General features: G+C 66.5%; 3 pseudogenes. 1 reads left to right on the forward strand and 2 read right to left on the reverse strand.

Features of this window, described 5'->3' with window-relative positions:
* Window positions 1–165 (forward strand): annotated as a pseudogene (locus DR046_RS22915) (ISL3-like element ISMdi2 family transposase); the annotation flags it as partial.
* 55 nt (window positions 166–220) lie between these two features.
* Here the strand turns inward: DR046_RS22915 and DR046_RS22920 are convergent.
* A pseudogene (locus DR046_RS22920) lies at window positions 221–349 on the reverse strand (IS3 family transposase); the annotation flags it as partial.
* A 60-nt stretch (window positions 350–409) separates the two neighbouring features.
* Window positions 410–1,254, reverse strand: a pseudogene (locus DR046_RS22925) (IS256 family transposase); the annotation flags it as partial.

A 1,254-nucleotide genomic window follows, 5' to 3' on the forward strand; every position in this document is an offset into this window, starting at 1 on the left:
TGCGGCCTTGCCAGCGATCACGCCGCCGTTGCCGCAGCGCTGACGGAGCCGTGGTCCAACGGCCAGACGGAGGGGCAGATCAGCCGCCTGAAAACCCTCAAACGCCAGATGTATGGCCGGGTCAACATCGACCTCCTGAAAGCGCGCCTCGTAGCGGCATCATGAACCGGGAAATGCACCAACTTTGAGTCAGACCCAAAGTTGCATGCCGATTGACAATCCACCCGGTGATCAGTCCAAGGACTGTGACGGCGTCCGGCAACGACGTGACGTGGACGTAGTCGCGCTTTAGCGTCTTCACGAACGCCTCGGCTATCCCGTTGCTTTCGGGGCTCTTCACGGGCGTGTACCGGATAACGTCCGCCGACGTGGTGTAGGAGCGCCGAGCCTCGGAGAGGTCAGGGCTTGATTAGGGTGCCAGGGCTGCCAGCCTGATGGTGGGATTGTCTGTGACGCGGGCGAGCGTTTCAAGCGATCTGTAGCGCCGCGCGACCGCCCACGCGTCGTTTGTCTCGAGCATCAGCGCGCCGACCAGCGGGACGATAGCGTCGTCGTTGGGAAAGATGCCGATGACGTCGGCGCGCCGCTTCACCTCGCGGTTCACCCGCTCCAGCGGGTTGGTGCTTGCGATCTGGGCCCAGTGTTCACGGGGAAGGACATGCAGGCCAGCACGTCGTCGCGGGAGCTGTCCATCAGGGCGCCGGGCTTGGGCTGCTTCTCGCGGAGCGCGTCGGCCACGATCTCCCACTGGGCTTCGGCCTCGGCCCTGGTCTGCTGCGCGAAGATCGTCTTCAGCATTGCCGCCACCGCCGTGCGCTGCTTGGCCGGAGCGTGAGCCAAGGCGTTGCGCATCCAGTGAAGGCGGCATCTCTGATGGGTGGCGTTGAAGACCCGACGTGCGGCAGCCCGCAGGCCCTTGGGATCGTCGGCGATCACCGGCTTCACCCCACGCAGACCGCGCTCGGCCAGCGAGCGCAGGAAGTCCGTCCAGAAGGGTGAGGGCCATCGCTCGAACGCTTCGGAGGGGCCGGTGGCGACACCCGGGACCTCGCGCTTGCCGTCCTCGTTCACCGCCACCGCGATTATCACGGCGCGGCTGACGATGCGCCCACCCTCGCGCACCTTCACGCAGATCGCGTCCAGCCACAGGCAGGGCCATGTGCCCTCCAGCGGCCGCGACAGGAAGGCATTCACCCGCTCGTCGATCTCGGCGCAGAGCCGGCTGACCCGGCTCTTGGACTGCCGCCTGCGCCC

The organism is Jannaschia formosa, from assembly GCF_003340555.1.
Lineage (GTDB): Bacteria > Pseudomonadota > Alphaproteobacteria > Rhodobacterales > Rhodobacteraceae > Jannaschia > Jannaschia formosa.